We start from the raw sequence: 16,827 nt of genomic DNA, 5'->3' as shown, positions 1-16,827 counted from the left end.
GTGCCGGGGCCGGGCGCCGCGGCGGCCGCGGCCGGCGGGCGCGGTTCACCGTCCGCTCCGGCGCCGGGCGGGGCGCCGGCCGCCCTTGGACTGGGTCCGGGCGGCTCCGGTGGGCGGGGCGGGCGGCCGGCTCCCGCCGGGGGCCGGTGCCGGGGCGCGCAGTTCGGCGAGCGAGCCGCCGGGGTCCTGGGCGATCCGGGCGAGGAGGTGTTCGTAGGCACGGGCCAGGCGGTCGGCCGTCGCCGGGGTGAACAGGTCGGTGCTGTACTCCAGGTAGCCGGCCAGTCCCGCGCCGGTCTCCTGCACCACCAGGCTCAGGTCGTACCGGGACGTGCCGGCGTCGGTGCGGAGCTGGGTCACGGCCAGGTCCCCGGCGTCGTCCGCCGGCGGCACGTCCCAGGTGGGCAGCAGGTTGAACGTGGCCTGGAACAGCGGGGACCGGGCCGGGTCGCGGCGCGACACCAGGGCGCCGACGAGGTCCGCGCAGGGCACGTCCTTGTGGGCGTGGGCCTCGCCGGTGGCGTCCTTCGCCTGGGCCAGCAACTCGGTGAAGGCGCGCCGCGGGTCCGCGTCGAGGCGCATCGGCAGCATGTTCACGAAGTAGCCGACCGTGCCCTCCAGTTCGGCGTCGGGCCGGTTGGCGACCGGGGTGCCGATGACCAGGTCGGGGTCGTCGCTCTCGCCGCCGAGCAGGGCGGCGAACGCCGACAGCAGGGTCATGTAGAGGGTGGCGCCGTGCTCCTGGCCGAGCCGCCTCAGCCCGGCGGCCACGTCGCCGGGGACGCTCAGTTCGGCCTGGGCGCCCTGGTACGTCTTCACCGGGCACCGCTCGTAGTCGGTGCGCAGCGACAGGCGCCCGGGCGCTCCGTCGAGCCGTCGCCGCCAGTGGTCGCGCTGGCGGTCGAGCTCCTCGGCGGTGACGGCCGTGGCCTGCCGGCGGGCGAAGTCGGCGTACGTCGTCGGCAGCGGAGTGAGCTCCGGCTCCTCGCCCCGCGCGAACGCCCGGTACAGGGCCTGCTGTTCGGTCAGGACGATGTTCACCGACCAGCCGTCGAACACGCCCCACGGGCGGGTCAGTACGGCGATGTGCCGGTCGTCCGCGAGCGTGAGCAGGTGGGAGCGCAGCGCGTACGGCCCCTGCGGGTCGAAGGGCCGGGCCCGTTCGGCGCGCAGCCAGGCGGCGAGGCCCGCCTCGTCGCCCGGGGCGGGCGCGACGGTCACCGCGAAGCCGGCCGCGTCGTGCACGCGCTGGGTGAGGTCGCCACCGGGGTCGCGGTGGTAGCCGGTGCGCAGCACGGCGTGCCGCTCCACGAGGGCACGCACACTGCGGACGAAGGCGTCGCGGTCGAGCGGCCCGTCGAGCCGGAAGGCGAGCTGCACGTTGTCGTGCGCGGCGGCCAGATGCCCGGGCCGGTCGCGGAACCACAGGTCCCGCTGCTGCAGGGACAGGGGCGCGGTGTCCTCGACGGGCACGCCGGCCTGCGCCGCGCCCTCCCGCGCGACCGGGGCGGTGCCGTCACCCGGTACGAGGGGCGCGCCGGCGGGTTCCGGGCCCTCCTGTCCACCGGGCGCGTCGTCCACGGCCGCGGCCGGGCCCTCCGGCGCCGGGGCGGTGCCTCCGGCGGGCTCCGCGGTCGAGCCGGTTCGCGCCGTGCCCGGCTGCCCGCCGCCGAGCAGCCCGTCGATCACGGCGGCCATCTCGGCCATGCCGGAGGCGGTGAAGACTGCCTGGAGCGGGAGGTCCGCGCCCATCTCCTTCTTCACCCGCAGCGAGAGCCGGGTGGCCAGCAGGGAGTGCCCGCCGAGGTCGAAGAAGGTGTCGTCGAGGCCGACGCGGGCGACGCCCAGGACCTCCGACACGATGCGGCACAGCTCGCGCTGGGTGGGCGTGTGCGGGGCGACGTACTCCTCTCGGGCCAGGTCGGCCTCGGTCGGCTCGGGCAGGGCGCCGCGGTCGACCTTGCCGTTGCGGTTGACGGGCAGTCCGTCGAGGACGACGAAGGCGGTGGGCACCATGTAGTCGGGCAGCCGCGCGGCCAGGTGGTCCTTGAGCCGCCGGGCGAGCGGCACGTCCGGTCCGGCCTCCTCGCGCGGGCCCCGCACCGGGCTGACGTAGGCGGCGAGGGAACGGGCGGCGCCGGTGCCGCGCGGCAGGACGACGGCCCGGTGCACGTCGGGGTGCCCGTGCAGGGCGTTCTCGATCTCGCCGGGCTCGACCCGGAAGCCGCGGATCTTGACCTGGTCGTCGACCCGGCCGAGGTGCTCGATGAGCCCGTCGGAACGCCAGCGCACCAGGTCGCCGGTGCGGTACATGCGGGTGCCCGGGGTGAACGGGTTGGCCACGAACCGCTCGGCGGTCAGCCCCGGCCGGCCGAGGAAGCCGCGGGCGAGCTGGTCGCCGGCGATGTACAGCTCGCCGGGGACACCGGCGGGCAGCGGCCGCAGCGCGTTGTCGAGGACGTACGCCTGCGTGTTGTAGACGGGCGCGCCGATGGGCACGCGGGTGGCGCCGGGCTCGGGGGTGTACGGGCCGTACAGGCCGAGGGCGCCGCCCACCTCGGTGGGGCCGCACAGGTTGAACAGCAGGGTGCCGGGCAGGGCGCGCGCCACCCGCTCGGCCAGCTCCACGGACAGCGGTTCACCGGTGGCCTCGAGCCGGACCAGGCCGGTGCACTCGGCGGCGGCCGGCTCGGAGAGGAACTCGGCGAGCATGGAGGGCACGAAGTCGATGTCGGTGATGCCGTGTTCGCGGACGGCCCGGGCCAGGTACTCGGGGTCCTTCTGGCCGCCGGGGCGGGCGATGACGATCGTCGCGCCGACCTGCAGCGGCCAGAACAGCTCCTTGACGGAGACGTCGAAGCCGATGGAGGTCTTGAACAGGATCCGGTCGCCCTCGCCGCCCCGGTAGACGCCCTGGTCCCAGGCGAGCCAGTTCATGCCGGCGCGGTGGGTGACGACGACGCCCTTGGGCCGGCCGGTGGTGCCGGAGGTGTACAGCACGTAGGCGGGGTGGTCCGGACGGATCTCGACGCCGGGGTCGGTGTCCGCCGTGCCGGTGGTGTCGGGCAGTTCGTCGAGGACGAGCAGCGGGCGGGCGTCGGCGACCATCGTCTCGCGGCGCTCTTCGGGCAGGTCGGGGTCGAGCGGCAGGTAGGCGGCGCCGGACTTGAGGATGCCGTAGATCGCGACGAGCAGGTCGAAGGAGCGGGCCATGCTGACGCCGACGATCCGCTCGGGGCCGGCGCCCCGCTCGGTCAGCCAGTGCGCGAGCCGGTTGGCGCGGGCGTCGAACTCCGCGTAGGTCAGGGCCTCATCCTCGTGCACCAGCGCCGTCGCGTGGGGCGTGCGGGCGGCCTGGGCGGCGAAGGCGGCGGTGAGGGTGGGCGCCGGCATCGGGGTGCCGGTGTCGTTCCACTCGGTCAGCAGCAGCCGGCGTTCGGCGCCGGGCAGCACGTCGAGGTCCAGGGCGCGGGTGCCGGTGCCGTCGTCGGCGGCGAGGGCCTCGGTGAGGGCGGTGAGCGCGGTGAGGAGGTAGCCGGCGACGGCGTCGGCGGACAGCGACTCGTCGACCTGGAGGTCGAGGGAGAGTTCGCTGCCGAAGTCGTCGACGGACACCGACACCGGGTAGTTGATGCCGTCGGCGGCGGCGACGAACCGCACTCCGGCGTCGTCGATGCGCGGGGCCCCGGCCTCGTCGTGCCCGGGTTCGAAGTGGCGGAAGTTGGCGACGGCGCTGAACAGCGGGGCGTCGCCGTCCATGCCGCTGCACCGCTGGGCCAGGCCCAGCGGGGTGTGCTCGCGGGCGACCAGGCCGCGCAGCGCGAGGTCGACGTCGTCGATCAGCTCGCGGACGCTGCGGCCGGCCAGCCGGACCCGCAGCGGGAGGGTGTTGATGAAGTTGCCGAGCATCCGCTCCACGCCGGGCACGCCCTGGAGCCGTCCGGACATCACCGAGCCGAAGACGACGTCGTCGCGGTTGCTGCACGCGGCGACGACCCGTGCCCAGGCCGCGTGGAACAGGCAGGCGGGGCTGAGCCGCAGCCGCCTGGCCCGGGCGCGCAGTTCGCCGGTGAGTTCCGCGGGCAGGGTGCGGCGCAGTCGCGTGACCCGGCGGGCGTCGCCGTGCACGTCGGCCAGGCCGAACGGGAACGTCGGCTCGGTGACGTCGCCGAGGGCGGCACGGAAGTACTCCTCCGCCTCGTCGCCGGCCTGCCGGCCCAGGGTGTGGGCGACGAAGTCGCGGTACGGCGGCGGGGGCGGCAGCAGGTCGGCGCGGCCGGTCATGTGCAGGGCCAGCTCCCCGAGGGTGAGCCGCAGCGAGGTGGCGTCCTCGATGAGGTGGTGGGCGGTCAGCAGGAGGTAGCGGCGTTCGGAGTCCGGGTCCTCGGCGACCGTCAGCCGCAGCAGCGGCGCGCTGTCGAGGCTCATCCGTTCGGGGCCGTCCAGCAGGGCGCGGGCCTGCCGCTCGGCGTCCCCGCCGGGTTCGAGGCGGACGCGGCGCAGCGGCAGCCGGGCGGTGCGGTGCACGACCTGCACGGGTTCGGGAAGTCCGGTGGTGAGGACGGCGGTGCGCATGACGTCGTGGCGGTCGACGACCGCCTGGAGGGCGGCGGTGAACCGGGCGCACGCCGCTTCGTCGTCGGCCGCGTAGAGGGTGGAGACGAGGTAGGGGTCGTGGTCCGGGTCCATCAGGTGGTGGAAGAGGATGCCCTCCTGCGTCGACAGCAGCGGGTAGACGTCCCGCACGTTGGGCGCGCCGCCGGGCACGGCCGCGGTGATCGTGTCGAGCTGGTCCTGGGTGAGGTCGATCAGGGGCAGCAGTTCCGGGGTGAGCCGGGTGCAGCCGTCCGGGATCAGGTTGGGCGGGGCGCTGTACTCGTCCGCCGCGGGGGTGTCGTCGATCCGGGCGGCGAGGGCCGCGAGTCCGGGCTCGGCGAACACGTCCCCCACGGCCGCGTTCAGGCCGTGCTCCTTGAGCCGCGCCACCAGCACGGTGATCATCAGGGAGTGGCCGCCGAGGGCGAAGAAGTTGTCGTCGGCGCTGATCCGTCCGGCGTCGAAGCCGGTCAGTTCGGCCCATACCTGGGCCAGCAGCCGTTCGGTGCGGGTGGCGGGGGCGACGTAGGCGCGCCGGGCGAAGGCGTCGGTGCCGGGGGCGGGCAGGGCCGCCCGGTCGAGCTTGCCGTGGGCCGTGACGGGCAGGGCGTCCAGGAGGACGAAGGCGCTGGGCACCATGTAGTCGGGCAGGGTGGCCGCCAGGTGCCGGGTCAGCTCGGCACGGTGGTCGTCGCCCGGGTGGCCGGGGTCCAGGACGGTGTACGCGACGATGCGGGGGCTGCCCGGCTGGTCCTCGCGGACGAGGACGGCGCAGGCCCGCACGGCCGGGTGCGCGGCGAGGCGGTGCTCGATCTCGCCCGGCTCGATGCGGAAGCCGCGCAGTTTGACCTGGCCGTCGGCGCGGCCGAGGAACTCCAGGGTGCCGTCGGGCAGCCACCGTGCCAGGTCGCCGGTGCGGTACATGCGCGATCCGGGCGCGCCGAACGGGTCGGGCACGAACCGTTCGCGGGTCAGCTCGGGCTGGTGGAGGTAGCCGCGGGCGAGGCCGGCGCCGGCGATGTACAGCTCGCCGGCGCAGCCGATGCCCTGGGGCTCGCGGGCCTCGTTCAGGACGTACAGCCGGATGTTCTGGATGGGCCGGCCGATGGGCACCCTGCGCGGGGCGGGGCCGGCGGGGCAGGTCCAGTGGCTGACGTCGACGGCGGCCTCGGTGGGGCCGTAGAGGTTGTGCAGGGGTGCCGGGTGGCGCTCGTGGTGGCGGGCGCACAGGTCCGGGGGCAGGGCCTCGCCGCTGCAGAAGACCTGGCGGACGGTGGCGCACTCGCTCCAGCCCGGCTCCTCGACGATCGTGCGCAGCATGGAGGGCACGAAGTGCAGGGTGGTCACGCCGAACCGGCGGACGGCGGAGACCAGGTAGGCGGGGTCGCGGTGGCCGCCGGGCTCGGCGACGGCGAGCCGGGCGCCGGAGAGCAGGGGCCAGAAGAACTCCCACACGGACACGTCGAAGCTGTAGGGGGTCTTCTGCAGGACGACGTCGTCGGCGCCGAGGCGGTACTCGTTCTGCATCCACTCGATGCGGTTGACCGCCGCCCGGTGCTCGATCATGACGCCCTTGGGGCGGCCGGTGGAGCCGGAGGTGTGGATGACGTACGCCAGGTGCTCGCTGGTCATGCCGAGTTCACCGGCGGGCAGGTCGTCCTCACGGCCGCCGGTGACGTCCTGTCCGGCGCGGTCGCGCAGGGTGCCGTCGCGGTGCAGGCCGAGCAGGTGGGCGGCGCCGAGCAGGGGCTCGGTGTCCAGGTCCGGCTGGGTGAGGACCACCTGGACACCGGTGGACTCGACGAGGGCGGCGCGCCGGGCAGCGGGGTGGGTGGGCTCGACGGGCAGGTAGGCGCCGCCGGCCTTCAGGGTGCCCAGGATGCCGGCGATCATCTCGGCGGAGCGGTGCGCGTGCAGGCCGACGAGGGTGTCCGGTCCGACGCCGTGCCCGCGCAGACCGTGGGCGACGCGGTTGGCCCAGGCGTTGAGTTCGCCGTAGGTCCAGGAGCGGTCGGCGTCGACGAGCGCGACGCGTTCCGGGTGGCGGCCCACCGCCTCCTCGAACAGCTCGTGCAGGCAGCGGTCGGCGGAGTACGGCCGCTCGGTGTCGTTCCACACCTCGACCACCTGGCGGCGCTCCGCGGCGTCGACCATGCTCAGCGCGGACAGGGGCCGGGACGGGTCGGCCGCGACGGCCTCCAGCAGCCGCGTGTAGTGGCCGATGAAGCGGCGGACGGTCTCCCGGTCGTACAGGTCGGTGTTGTACTCGACCGTGCCGGCCAGCCCGTCCGGGGTCTCCCGCAGGTCGACGGTGAGGTCGAACTTGGTGAAGCTCAGCTCGACGTCGACCGGGGTGACGTCGAGGTCGCCGAGGGACGCCGAGCGCCCGGTCTGCGCCTCCTGGAGGACGAACAGGGTCTGGAAGACCGGCGCGTGGGCGAGGCCGCGCTCGGTGTCGAGCGCGTCCACCACGGCCTCGAACGGCACGTCCTGGTGGTCGTATGCCTCCAGCGCGGTCTTCCGCACGCGTGCGAGGAGTTCGGGGAAGGCGGGGTCGCCGGACAGGTCGGTGCGCATCACCAGGGTGTTGGCGAAGAAGCCGACCAGGTCCTCCGCCTCGCGCCGGTTGCGGCCGGCGACCACGGTGCCGACGGCGATGTCGCTCTGGTGCGTGTAGCGGTGCAGGACGACGTCGTAGGCCGCCAGCAGGGTCATGTAGAGGGTGGCGTCGTGGGTCTTGGCCACCTCGCGCAGCGCGTCGAGCAGTGCGGCGGGGCAGCGGAAGGTCTCGGCGGCGCCCGCGTACGTCTTCACGCGGGGGCGTTCCCGGTCGGTGGGCAGGGTGAGCCGGGGATCGACGCCCGCCAACTGGCCTTTCCAGTAACCGACCTGGCGTTCCTGCACCTCGTCGGCGAGCCACTGCCGCTGCCAGTGGGCCCAGTCGGCGTACTGGACGGGCAGGGGTTCGAGCGGCGCCGGCCGTCCGGCGCAGAACGCCTCGTAGCAGGCGACCAGGTCGCGGAAGAACACCCCGACCGACCAGCCGTCGCAGACGCTGTGGTGGGTCGTGACGAGGAGGTGGTGCTCCTGTTCGGACCGCCGCAGCAGACGGGCCCTGATGAGCGGCCCGCGCTCCAGGTCGAACGGGGCGGCGGCCTCCTCCCGGCAGATCGCGGGCAGCCGCGCCGGGTCGGTGAGTTCCTCCTGGGTGACGGTGAAGTCGGCGCCGTCACCGACGATCTGCCCCGGTACGCCCTCGTGTTCGGCGAACCGGGTGCGCAGCACCTCGTGCCGCTGGACGACCTCCGCCAGGGCCCGCAGCAGCGCGGCCCGGTCGAGGCGGCCGCTGAGCCGCATCGCCACCGGGATGTTGTAGGCGGCGCCCGTGCCGCCCAGTTTCTCCAGGAACCACAGGCGTTGCTGGGTGAACGACAGCGGCAGCGGCTCGCCGGTGTCACGCGGCAGGCGCGGCACGGCGCGCAGCGCGGACAGGTCGACGCCCTGCTTGCGCAGCAGCGCGATCACGGCGCGCTGCCGCTTCGCGGGCAGGGAGCGGATCCTCCGGACGAGGTCCAGTCCGGTGTCCTGACTGGTGATGTCCATCGTCAACGTCTGCCTCAGCTCTCGATGTCCAGGGCGTCCAGCTCCTCGTCGCTCATGTGCTCGACGAGGGCGATGCTTTCGAGGATCAGGTCCACGTCGAGCGTGCCCGCGTCCGTCGTGCCGGCGGCGCGACGGCCGAGCTCCAGGGCCATGTCGGCGAGCCGGGGCGCGCTGAAGACCGCCTCCACCGGCAGCTCCACGCCGGCCCGTTCGGTCAGCCGGTTGATGAGGCGGGTGGCGAGCAGCGAGTTGCCGCCGAGGGCGAAGAAGTCGCTGCGGCCGTCCAGCCGTTCCGCCGTGACGCCCAGGACGTCGGCCCAGGCGAGCGTCATCGTGCGCAGGGAGTCGGAGGGCGCGCCGATCCCGGCCGGCGTGTCCGGCGCGGGCGGTTCGGCCGCCGGCCGCCGGGTGGCGGCGGGCGCCTCCGGGGTGCCGCCGACCCAGTAGCGGCCCGTCTCGAAGGCCGTCGGCGGCAGCGGTGCCATGGGGCGGGGCCCGTCGTGCAGGCCGGCCCACGGCACCCGGACGCCGCGCGCCCAGAGTTCGGCGAGCTGCTCCAGGGCCCGGTCCTGGACCAGTCCGGCGAGGAACGCCTCGCCGCGGGCGCCGGTCAGGACCGCGGCGAGCGGACCGGCGTCCTCCTCGGCGTTGCCGCGGTGCACGCTCGCTCCGACGGCCGCCGTGGCGGGGCCGTCGGCGAGCTCGGCGGCGAGGGCGTCGCGGAGCTGCCCGCGGCCGGCGGCGACCACGGCGAGCCGCTCCGCCTGGGGTTCCCGGCCGAGCTGGGAGGTGTAGGCGAGGTCGGCGAGGCTCACCGTTGCTCCGCCGTCGCCGTCGCCGTCGAGGAAGTCGTGCAGGCGGCTCACGGCCGTGCGCAGCAGCTCGGGGGTGCGGGCGGAGACGAGCACGACCTGCGGTGCCGGGTCCGCCGGGACGTTGCGGACGGGAGCGGGTGGCGCCTCGACGACGATGCTGACGTGACTGCCGCCGGCCGCCACGGAGTTGATGAGGGCGCGGCGGGGCACGCCGCCGCGCGGCTCCCAGCCGGCCGGTTCGTCGGCGAGGCGGAGGGCCGAACCCTCCAGGTCCAGCCGGGGGTTGGCGTTCCCGGTGGCGACGAGCGGGGCGACCTGGCCGTGCCGGAGCTGCAGTACGACCTTGGTGAGCTGGGCGATGCCGGAGGCCGCCTCGGGGTGGCCGAGGTTGGACTTCACGGTGCCCACCGGCACGGGTTCGGTGACGCCGGCGAACACCTCGCGCAGCGCGCGCACTTCGACTTCGTCGGAGAAGGCGGTGCCGTTGGCGGCGGCCTCGACGCAGCCGATGTCGGCCGGTGCGGTGCCGGCCCGCTCCAGGGCCCGTCGCATGGTGGCGACCTGGGTGCGGTGGCTGGGGGTCATGAAGCCGTTGGCGCGGCCGCCGTGCAGTGAGGCGGTGCTCCGGATGACGGCGTGCACGGTGTCGCCGTCCCGCAGGGCCGCGTCCAGCGGCTTGAGCAGGACGGCGCCGACCGCCTCTGCGGGCAGGTAGCCGTCGCCGTCGCGGAAGCTGCGCGCGCCCGGGTGCGTGCCGAGCAGCCCCATCTCGCCGAGCGCCAGGTACTTGTCGGGGTGGACGTTCAGGTTGACGCCGCCGGCGACGGCCAGCTCGCACTCGCCGCGCAGCAGGTCGGCGCAGGCGAGGTGCACGGCCATCGCGGAGGACGTGCACATGCTGTCCACGGCCAGGCTCGGGCCCTCCAGGCCGAAGAAGTGCGAGACGCGGTTGGCGATGAGGTTGTAGGAGGCGGAGGCGGTGAGCGCCGCGAGGGCCGGGTCGGCGGCCGCGTCCGCCCGGTACATCTGGTAGGCGGCGCCGACGTAGACGCCGACGCGCCGGCGGTGACGCCGCTCGACGACCTCCTGGGTGACGCCGCCCTGCTCCAGCAGGTGCCACACGGTCTCCAGGAACAGCCGCTGCTGCGGGTCCATGGCGGCGGCCTCGCTCGGCGCGATGCCGAAGTGCAGCGGGTCGAAGCGGTCGATGCCGTCGAGGAACGCGCCCCACTGCGCCTTGCCGCCGCTGTCCCAGCGGTCGGCCGGCACCTCGGTGACGCAGTCCCGGCCCTCGCGCAGCGCGGCCCAGAACTGCTCCAGGTCGTCGGCGTGCGGGTAGCGGCCGCTGATACCGATGATCGCGACGGCGTCCGTACCCTGCTCGCCCTCGCGTCGGGCCGGTGCCGGGGCCTGCGGCAGCCGGGGCGCGACGGCCTCGGCCGGGGCCGCCGCGAGCGCGACCGCGGGGGCGGGCTCGCCGACCAGGGTGCGCAGGGCTCCTGGATGGTCGGCGGCGAGATACCGAGCCAGGCCGCGCACGGTCCGCACCTCGAACAGCAGTGTCCGCGACAGCGGGCCGAAGGTCTCCTCCAGCGGCTGGAGCATGGTCACGGCGAGCACGGAGTCCATGCCGTACCGCTCCAACGGCGTTTCGGGATCCAGCCGTTCGGGCCCGAGTCTGAGCGCCGCCGCGAGCACCCGCCGCAGGTGGACCACGGCCCGCTCCTCGACGGCCCGTTCGGCGGTGGCGGCTTCGGTGCCGGTGCCGGGGTCCGGGGCGGCGGTCGTCACGGGGGCCGGAGCGGGGGCGCCGGCCACCGGGGCCGGCGGGGCGCTCTGGGCGCTCTGTGTCAGCCTGGCCAGCAGCGTCGTGCGGTCACCCGCGACGACCAGCAGCCCGCCGTCCTCGGTCACGTCGTCGCCGGCCAGGGCGAACCGCAGTGCCGCGAGTCCGCGCGGGGTGTCGAGCGGCACGAGCCCCGTGGCGCGCAGTTGCTCCCGGACCGTGTCCCCGGCCCCCATGCCGCCCTCGTCCCACAGCGGCCAGCCGACGGACACGGTACGGCCGTTGCGCAGCCCGGCCCTCACGAGCCGGTCGCGGTGGGCGGCGTAGGCGTCCATGAAGGCGTTGGCGGCGGCGTAGTCGGCCTGACCGGGGTTGCCGAAGGCGCCGGCGATCGAGGAGAAGCAGACGAACAGCTCCAGCGGCTGATCGCGGGTCAGCTCGTCGAGGTGGACCAGCCCGGCGACCTTGGGGGCGAGGACGCGTTCCAGTTCCTCGGCGCCCTTGCGGACGACGAAGTTGTCGTGGACGACTCCGGCGGAGTGCAGCACACCGGTCAGCGGCCCGTGTTCGGCGGCGACATGGGCCAGCAGACGGGCCAGGGCGTCGAGGTCGGTGACGTCGACACGCTGGTGGTCGACGGTCAGGCCGGCCGCGCGCAGGGCGTCCAGCTCGGACCGCTGGGCGTCGGTCAGCGGGGAGCGTCCGGTGAGCACCACGGTGGCCGTGCCTACGGCGGCGGCGATGTCCCGGGCCACGATGAGGCCCAGTCCGCCGGCTCCGCCGGTGACGAGGTAGACGCCGCCCTCCCGCCAGGGCGTGGGCGCGGGCCGCGGCGGGACCTCGGTGGGGCGGCGCACCATGCGGCGGCCGTCGCGGTGACGCACCTCCGGCTCCGGGCCGGTGACCGCCTCGGCGGCGAGACGGGCGGCGACGGTGGCGGGGGCGGCGCCGTCCAGGCACTCCACGTACTGGGTGCGCAGCAGCGGGTTCTCCAGGTGGGCGGTGCGCAGCAGCCCGGCCAGACCGCCGAGGCAGGCGGCCGTGCCGTCCCCGGCGGTGCCCACGGCGGCGACCTGGAACAGGGTGGGCCGGCGGACACCGCGCAGCAGCAGGTCGCGGATCAGGGTGAACACCTGGCGCGCCGCTTGGGTGTACCGCTCGTGCAGGGGGCCGTCGGCCGGTTCCACGACGGTGCGGTGCGTGCCGGCGGGCAGCGCGGCGCTCAGTGCCTCGCGGTCCGCGGCGCCGATCCGGCCGAGGACGACGAGGTGCCGCTCGGCGAACGCCTCGCCCGGCGCCGCGGTCCCGGTGGCGGGCAGCTCGGTCCAGCCGGGCCGCAGCAGGACCACGTCGCCGTCGTCACCGGCGGCGGCCCGCCGGGGCGCGCCCTCGGTGTCGAGGTCGAACCAGCAGCGTTCGCGGGCGAAGGGGTAGCCGGGCAGGCTGATGCGACGCGGGCCGGTGCCCGTGGCACCGACGAGATCCCAGTCCACCTCGCCGCCGTCGGCCCAGAATGCGAGCAGGGCGTCGTGCCTGCGCTGTTCGCGCCAGGCGGTCACGGCGGCGCCGACGGCGGCGCCGTTCCCCGGGCGGTCGGGGCGGGCGGTCCCCCGGTTCCAGGGACCGGGCGCCGCGGGGGCGGTGGCGAAGGCGGCGAGTCGGTCGCGGGCCTCGGCGAGGGAGGTCGCGGCGAAGGCGAGGCGCTCCTCCAGGGCCATGCGTCCGGTCTGCAGGGTCCAGGCGACGGCCGGGAGGTCGGCGTCGGACAACTCGCCCAGCCGGGCGTGCAACCGGCGGGCCTGCTCGACGAGCTGGGCCTCGCTCCTGGCGGACAGCACGAGCAGGAACGGCCCGTCCGCGGTGGCCTCCGGGCGGACCGGCGCCGGGTACTCCTCGATGACGACGTGGGCGTTGGAGCCGCCGCCGCCGAAGCTGGAGACGCCGGCCAGCCGGGGCAGGGCGCGCCGCTCGCCGTCGGTGTCCCGGACCTGGCGGTGCCAGGGCTCCAGGGCGCGCTGGACGCGCAGCGGGGTGCGGTCGAAGTCGATGTGCGGGTTGAGCGTCGCGGAGTGCAGGCTCGGCACCAGTTCGCCGTGCCGCATCTGGAGCAGCACCTTGGTGACTCCGGCGATTCCGGCGGCGCTCTCGCAGTGCCCGATGTTGGACTTCACGGAGCCGATGGCGAGGCGCTCGGGGGCGCCGCCGGTGCGGCGGAACGCCCGCTGCAGACCGGCCACCTCGATGGGGTCGCCGAGGGAGGTGCCGGTGCCGTGGGCCTCCAGGTAGCCGAGGGCGCCCGGGTCGACGCCGGCGGCGGTGAGCGCGTCGGCGATCACCTCGCCCTGGGCGACCGGGGTGGGCACCGAGTACCCGGATGTCCGGCCGCCGTGGTTGACGGCGGTGGCCTTGATGACACCGTGGATCCGGTCCCCGTCGGCCACGGCCCGCGCCAGCGGCTTGAGCAGGACGGCGCCGACGCCCTCGCCGGGCACGTAGCCGTCGCCGCCCTCACCGAAGCTGCGGCACCGGCCGTCGCTGGAGAGGAAGTCGCGGCGGCCGAGGACGAGGTACTTGTTGGGGTGCGGGGTGAGGTTGACGCCGCCCGCGAGCGCGGTGTCGCACTGGCCGCCGCGGATCGCCTCGCAAGCCAGGTGGATCGAGGTCAGGGACGACGAGCACATGGTGTCCACGGCCAGGCTCGGGCCGTGGAAGTCGTAGAAGTACGAGACCCGGTTGGCGACGGTGGAGGCGCTGCCCCACAGGGCGTCGGGCGCTCCGCGTTCCTGCGCCTGGGCGCCGAGGAGCTGGTACTCCTGGTACATCACCCCGACGTACACGCCGACCCGGCCGCCCCGGGACAGCCGGTCGGCGGTGTATCCGGCGTCCTCCAGGGTGTGGTGGGCGCACTGCAGGAACAGGCGCTCCTGCGGGTCGAGGTGGTCCGCCTCCAGCAGCGATATCTGGAAGAACAGCGGATCGAACCGGTCGATGTCGTCCAGGAAGCCGCCCCAGGAGCCGGCGCCGGCCGCGGCGTAGCGGTCGCGGTTCCAGCGGTCGGCCGGGATCTCGCGGACGCAGTCGCGGCCCGAGCGCAGGTTCTGCCAGAACTCGTCCAGGTCGGCGGCCTCCGGGTAACGGCCGCTGACCCCGATGACCGCGATGTCGCCGTCGCGCGCGGACTCCGGTTCCGGGTCGGCCACGACCGTGGCCGCGGTCGCGGGCCGGGGCGCCGTCTCCGGCAGGAGACGGGTCGACAGGCCGGTCAGCTCCACGCACACCCGGCCGTCCTCGTCGAGGACGGTGATGTCGAGGCGGGCCGTGCCGTCACCGGTGTCCGGGCCGGGCCGGTGGCGGATCCAGGCGTACGCCGTGGCGGCGGTGGCGGCGACGGGTTCGGCGCGGTCCAGGGCGAACGGCAGGGCGAGACCGGCGGACCGGCCGTCGGCCGCCTGGTCCAGCCACAGGCCGATCGTCGCCTGGAGGGCGCCGTCGAGGATGCTCGGGTGCATCAGCGCGCCGGTGCCGAGCGGTTCGGCCACGTCCGGCAGCCGCAGTTCGGCCAGGACCTGGGGGCGCCCCTCGGCGTCGGTGCCGGTGCGCAGTCCGGTCACGGACCGCTGGGAGGGGCCGTAGGCCATGCCCATGCGGTCGAACAGGCCGTACAGCCGCTCGGCCGGGTGGAAGGCGCCCGCGCAGGCCGCGCGCAGTTCGCCGAGGAGCGGCGCCCGGCCGGTGCGGTCCGGGCCGACGGCCGCGCGGCCCTGGCCGCAGAGCGTGCTCTCGCCGTCGTCGCCGACGCTCTCGATCTCGTAGGCGCAGCCGCCCGCCGCGGAACTCCGCACCCTGACCCGCAGGGTGAGCCCGTCGGGGCCGCAGACGGCGGGCCGCAGCCACACCACGTCGGTCAGCCGGACGGTGGCCGCGTCGTCCTGCCCCAGCGCCCGGGCGACCGCCACGCGCGCCATCTCCAGGTGGGCGACACCGGGCAGGATCCGGTCGCCGTGCACCTGGTGGTCCCGCAGGAACGGTTCGCCGCCGGTGAAGCGGGTCTCGTACGTCGTCACGTCCCCGTCGACCGCACGGGCCGTCCCGCGGAGCAGCGCGTGCGGCACCGGTGTCGCCGCTGCCGCCGGGGTGCGGTGCCCGGACGTCAGGTGAGCCGCGAGGGCGTTCAGGGTGCGGTGCTCGCGGAGGGCCGCCGGGGTGAGCGTCAGTCCCAGGCGCGCGCCGACACGGTCGGCCAGGCGGGCGAGTCCGGTGACGTCCAGCCCGAACTCCGTCAGCTCGGCGTCGGCGTGCACGTCGGTGGCGTCGACGCCGAGGAGGGCGGCGACTTCGTCCGTGAGGGCGGCCCGGATGCCGCCCGGCGCGTCGTGATCCGCGGCGGCGGACGGCACCGCGGTGGTGCTCGGGGAGGACGACATCCCGTGGACGGCGGGCGCGACGGCTTCCACTGGGGCGGGGGCCGGCGCGGCGAAGCTCGACGCGGCAGGGGCAGCAGGAACGGGTTTCGCCGAAACGGGCTCAGCCGTACGGGGTGCCGCCGGGGCGGGCACCGCCACCGCGGCCGCGGTGGCCGGGGCACCGGCCGGGACCTGGGTCCCCAGCCACTCCGCCAGCTCGGCGATCGTCCGGTACTCGAACATCACCGTCGGCGACAACTCCACCGACAGCCGCTCCTCCAACTCCGCCACCAACGACAGCAGATCCGCCGACGCCAACCCCAACTCGTAATAACCCGAGCCCACATCGACCGAGTCGGCAGCCACCCCCAACCGAGCCGCCACCGCACCCCGCACCACATCCACCAGACCACCCAACGAGGCGACGGGTGCCGGGCTCGTGGCCGGACCGGGCACCGCCGGCGCCGTCGCCGCGGCCGTTGTACCCGCCGGGACCTGGGTCCCCAGCCACTCCGCCAGCTCGGCGATCGTCCGGTACTCGAACATCACCGTCGGCGACAACTCCACCGACAGCCGCTCCTCCAACTCCGCCACCAACGACAGCAGATCCGCCGACGCCAGCCCCAACTCGTAATAACCCGAACCGACATCGACCGAGTCGAAAGCCACCCCCAACCGAGCCGCCACCGCCCCCCGCACCACATCCACCAGACCACCCGGCGACGCGGCGCCGGCCGGTGCGGCAGGGAGCGGTCCGGCCGGTGCGGGGGCGTCCCCGCGGACGTCCAGGGAGGCCGCGGCGCGGATCCGCTTGGCGACGAACCGGCCGACCTCGGCCACCTTCACGCCCTCGGCGTCGTAGAACTCCACCACCAGGCGGATCAGTTCATCGTCACGGCGTACGGAGTCGGCGGGGACGCGGACGTAGCAGCGGCCGCCGAGCGATCCGGCGGCGCGGAACTGTTCGAACATCAGCGGCAGGTACAGGCCGGGGCCGTCGTTGTCGCCGTGCAGCATGCCGAGGCCGACGCCACCGCCCAGCAGACCGGCCTCGAAGAGCGCGGGATGGAAGAGGAACCCGGCGGCGGATCCCTGGTGCTCGGGGGCGAGTTCGAGTTCGGCGACCCAGTCGCCGGTGCGGTGGTGGACCACGCCCCGGAGCTTCATCAGTCCCGAGTGGTGCAGGTCGTACTCACGGCACCAGGTGTAGATCTCGTCGAGGGTGGTGCGCCTGGTGGCGCCCTCGACGGGCAGCGCCAGCCGCTCACCGAAGGTGACGCGCGGCCGGCGGCGCACGTTCGCGACGGCGTGCAGGACCTCGGCGGTGTCCTCGGGACGGCGGCTGCGCACCTCGACCCGCCAGCCGCCGTTCGCCGCGGGACGCCCCTCGACCGTGGTCAGCACCCGCTCCCCGGGACCGGCGACCAGCGGGGCGAGAATGGCGAGATCGCGCAACTCCACCTCCGGCATGGGATGTCCGTGCCGGGCCAGGACCTGCAGGACCAGATCCACGTAGCCGACGCCGGGCAGCAGGCTGCGGCCGTACACGACGTGGCCGTGCAGCAGCGGGTTGTCGGCGGTGACGGCGAAGGTCTCGGTGAAGGTGGTCGTTTCGATCATCGGT

General features: G+C 75.1%; 2 protein-coding genes. Both read right to left on the bottom strand.

From position 1 onward, the window contains the following. Positions 1-45: 45 nt before the first annotated feature. Entirely contained in the window at positions 46-8,199 is an 8,154-nt protein-coding gene (locus ABZ478_RS25855) for an amino acid adenylation domain-containing protein (protein WP_359553038.1), read from the bottom strand. Positions 8,200-8,213: 14 nt separating this feature from the next. Beyond that, on the bottom strand, positions 8,214-16,823 hold the full coding sequence (locus ABZ478_RS25850; RefSeq protein ID WP_359553037.1) for an SDR family NAD(P)-dependent oxidoreductase: 8,610 nt from the start codon (positions 16,821-16,823) through the stop codon (positions 8,214-8,216). Positions 16,824-16,827 lie beyond the last annotated feature (4 nt).

The sequence above is a fragment of the Streptomyces sp. NPDC005706 genome, from assembly GCF_040631045.1.
Lineage (GTDB): Bacteria > Actinomycetota > Actinomycetes > Streptomycetales > Streptomycetaceae > Streptomyces.
This window is presented reverse-complemented; position numbering and strand designations above follow the sequence as displayed.

Excerpts from the sequence above, each read along its gene's own strand:
- ABZ478_RS25855 (WP_359553038.1), bottom strand. The coding sequence starts at position 8,199 with ATGGACATCACCAGTCAGGACACCGGACTGGACCTCGTCCGGAGGATC.
- ABZ478_RS25850 (WP_359553037.1), bottom strand. The coding sequence starts at position 16,823 with ATGATCGAAACGACCACCTTCACCGAGACCTTCGCCGTCACCGCCGAC.